Below are 3588 nucleotides of genomic sequence, written 5' to 3' on the forward strand. Positions count from 1 at the left end.
ACATGTCGATCGGCGAGCCGTCGAAGCGGATCTCGCCCTCGTCGACGGCGAGGTTGCCCGACAGGGCCTTCACGAGCGTCGACTTCCCGGCGCCGTTGTCGCCGATCAGGGCCGTCACCTCGCCGGGGTAGACCTCGAAGTCGACGTTGTTCAGGGCGCGGACGGATCCGAACTGACGCGACAGGCCGCGCGCCTGCAGCACTGGCACGGTCGTGGTGGTGCTCATGAGGCAGCTCCTTCGTGGTGGCCGACAGCCCCGGCGGGGGCGTCGGAGACGGTGACGACGAGGTCGGCACGGTGGCGCCCGCGTTCGACGACGGCGGCATTGCGCTCGTCGACCTCGCGGACCCAGGCGACGGCCTCGTCGTAGGGGTGGTCGTGGGAGAGGCGGCGGGCGACCAGGCGCTCGCGTCGGGCGTGCGGCTCGATGTCGAGGAACCACACCTCGTCGAGACGGGATGCCACGGCATCCCACCCGAAGTCGTCGTGCAGCAGGTAGTTCCCCTCGGTGATCACGAGCGGCACCTCGGCGGGCACCCGCACCGCCGAGCCGATCGACTCCTCGAGGCCGCGGTCGAAGCGCGGCGCGTACACCGCGTGTCCCGTCCGGATCCGGTCGAGCAGGGCGACGTAGCCCTCGACGTCGAAGGTGTCGGGGGCGCCCTTGCGGTCGCGGCGTCCGAGGCGCACCAGTTCTTCGTTCGCGAGGTGGAAGCCATCCATGCCGACGAGCACCGCGCTGTCGCCGAGGGCGGCGAGCAGCGCGTCGCTCACGGTGGACTTGCCCGCCCCCGGAGTTCCGGCGAGTCCCAGCACACGACGCTCACCGGTGGTCGCGAGCAAGCGGGCGCGCTCGACGAGTTCGTCGAGGTGCACGGTCGCGGCGGTGTTCCCCACGGCGGCCGGTGCGGCTGCCGACGCAGCGGGCGACAGGGCGATCGACGGGGTGGTCGACGCGTCGGTCTCCGAGGTGTGGGTCACAGCGATGTGTCCTTCCGGGCGACGCCGCACGTCTCGGTGCTGCGTCGATGAAGCGGTCCGGCGGAGGTGGTCGCCGGTCGAACTCCGGTTACGGTATGCCCACCGTGACACCGGTGTCAACACCCGTGATCATTTCGTCATGACACCGAAGTCATCCGCGTGATTCTGTGGTTATCATGGGCCGCGACGACACCGCCGTCGTCCCCGCCCTCGAAGCCCGCGAAAGAGCCTTGCCATGACCGAATTCACCGACCGCACGATCCTCGTCACCGGCGCCGGCGGCGGGATCGGCGGTGCCACCGTCCGCCACCTCGTGGCCGCCGGAGCCACGGTCCTCGCCGCCGGACGCACCGCCGACAGCGTCGCGGCGATCGCCGAGGAGACCGGGTCCGAGCCCGTCGTGTTCGACCTCGAGTCCGAGGACGAGATCCGATCCGCGATCGAAGGGCGCGACCTCTACGGCGTCGTCAACTGCGGCGGCTGGGGCGGCGAGATCGCCACGCCCATGGAGACCGACATCGACGTGTTCGACAGGGTCATGAGCATCAACGCCCGCGGTTCGCTTCTGGTCACCAAGTACGCCTCCCGCGAGATGATCCGCGTCGGCAGAGGCGGAGCGATCGTGAACGTCTCGAGCCAGGCGAGCCTCGTCGCCCTCGCCGGACACATCTCGTACGGGTCGTCGAAGGCGGCGCTCGACAACATCACGCGTGTCTCGGCCCTCGAGCTCGGCGGCCACGGCATCCGCGTCAACAGCGTCAACCCCACGGTCGTCATGACCCCGATGTCGGCCTGGTACTGGGGGCGACCCGACATCGAGGGCCCCTTCCTCGAGGCCATGCCGCTGCACAAGTGGGCCACGGAAGACGACATCGCCGCCCCCATCGTGTTCCTCCTCAGCGACGGCGCCGGCATGATCTCGGGCGTCTCGCTCCCCATCGACGGCGGGTACTCCAGCCGCTGATCCCGGATGCCACAGGACGGCGCCGCGGTGGGCGGCGCCGTCCTGTGGTTCCGTGCGTCCCCGCCCGCTGATGTTCTGCGGCGCGCCCGAGCACGTCCGCACACGCACGAGCGCACGCGCACGACCGCACGCGCACGACCGCACACGGACGACCGGACACGTGCCCGGGCGCGCGCAGGCCCCCGCACGCGCGACCGAGCACGCACGCGAACGCCCGACCGGATGCCGCGCGCCGCGCGGCTACAGGCCGAGCGTGCGCCGCAGGAAGTCGTTGTGGAAGACCCCGCGCGGGTCGGCCTCGTGCGCGGCCGCACGGAAGTCGTCGGCGTGGGGGAGCGTCGCCCGGATCGCCTCGCCGGACATGGTGAACGCCTTGCCCCAGTGCGGACGCGCGTCGAAGGGGGCGAGCGCCGCCTCGATGCCCGGGAGCGCCGCGAGGACGCCGGCGGTGTCGTTGCGCCAGGTGAAGTGGATCGCCAGCACGTCGCGCTCGAACGCCGGACTCATCCACAGACCGTCGGCGGCGACGGTGCGCAGCTCTGTCACGAGCAGCTGCTCCTGGAAACCCGGGGCGATCGCGCGCACCGCCGAAAGCGCCTCGCGAGCCGAGGAGAACGGCACGAAGTACTCCGACTGGATCTCGTCGCCGTCGCTCGGCAGCGCATCGGCGCGGAAGTGCGGCAGCCGGGTGTGCCACGGGCCGGGCGTGCCGCGGGGCGTGGTGTTGTCGACGGTGCGGATGCGTCCGAGATGGATGTCGTCGCCCACCGGGCGGCCGCCCAGCTCCTCGACCCAGGTGGGCTCGCCGGCGTCGCTCTTGGCCCAGACGAGGTCGTGCGCGGGGTCGCCCCATGTCGTGAAGACGCTCACGCTGCGCGAGGAGCCGAACACGTGCGCGGGGTCGCCGACGATGTCGTCCCAGGACACGCCGGTGTACGCCTGCTGCGTGACCGTGTACGTCGGCTCGGTGCGCAGCTCGACGGCGGTGACCACGCCGAAAGCGCCCATCCCGACGGCGGCGGCGGGGAACCACGCGTGGTCGCGGTCGACGCGATGCGTGCGGCCGTCGGCGTCCAGGATCTCCAGCGCCTCGACGGCGCTCGGCAGGTTTCCGTTGCGAAGGCCCGACCCGTGCGTGCCCGTCGCGGCGGCGCCGGCGACGGAGATGTGGGGGAGAGAACCCAGATTGTGCAGGGCCCGCCCCTCGGCCTCGATCACCGGCGCGAGCTGCGCGAAGGTGACCAGGCCCTCCACGCGCACCCGGTCGCCGGAGACCTCGATGCGCGTCGGCAGACGCTCGAGCGACAGGAGCGCGTCGTCGGAGTCGCCCACGTCGTTGAACGTGTGGCGGGTGGCCTGCACGCGCACCCTCGCGTTCGAGGTCACGACCTCGGCGAGCTCGTCGGCGTCGGCGGGCAGGAGCACCTCTGCGGCTCGGTAGCGGTGGTTGCCCGACCAGGTGGCTCCGGAGGGTCGTGTGGCGGTCATGGTTCTCCTCGCGTCGCTCCCATCCTGCACCGGACCGCCGACATCCGGGCCGTCGACCCTCCCGGGAGGGGCGGATGCCGCGACCCCCCGTCTTCGCGTTCGCACTCTCGGCGGCCGGGCCCAGCGGGCGCCGACACCGCCGCGGCGCCGGCGCC

General features: G+C 72.0%; 4 protein-coding genes. 1 reads left to right on the forward strand and 3 read right to left on the reverse strand.

The annotated features are described in order from the left end of the window. Both ACK4LS_RS14595 and ACK4LS_RS14600 read right to left on the reverse strand, forming a co-directional pair. Positions 1–226 (reverse strand): ATP-binding cassette domain-containing protein (locus ACK4LS_RS14595; RefSeq protein ID WP_409718801.1); only part of this gene is annotated, 226 nt, incomplete at its 3' end. Further along, a complete protein-coding gene (locus tag ACK4LS_RS14600) occupies positions 223–981 on the reverse strand; it encodes a nucleoside/nucleotide kinase family protein (protein ID WP_409718804.1) in 759 nt (252 codons plus the stop codon). The genes ACK4LS_RS14600 and ACK4LS_RS14595, both read right to left, overlap by 4 nt. Before the next feature lie 235 nt (positions 982–1216). Here ACK4LS_RS14600 and ACK4LS_RS14605 point away from each other — a divergent pair, with 235 nt between their 5' ends. Further along, entirely contained in the window at positions 1217–1945 is a 729-nt protein-coding gene (locus tag ACK4LS_RS14605; protein WP_409718807.1) for an SDR family oxidoreductase, read from the forward strand. Positions 1946–2185: 240 nt separating this feature from the next. Here ACK4LS_RS14605 and ACK4LS_RS14610 read toward each other — a convergent pair whose 3' ends face one another. Then, complete coding sequence (locus ACK4LS_RS14610; protein ID WP_409718810.1) at positions 2186–3433, reverse strand: D-arabinono-1,4-lactone oxidase; 1248 nt, start codon at positions 3431–3433, stop codon at positions 2186–2188. Between the last annotated feature and the right edge of the window lie 155 nt (positions 3434–3588).

The organism is Microbacterium sp. (genome assembly GCF_046295495.1).
Taxonomy (GTDB): domain Bacteria; phylum Actinomycetota; class Actinomycetes; order Actinomycetales; family Microbacteriaceae; genus Microbacterium.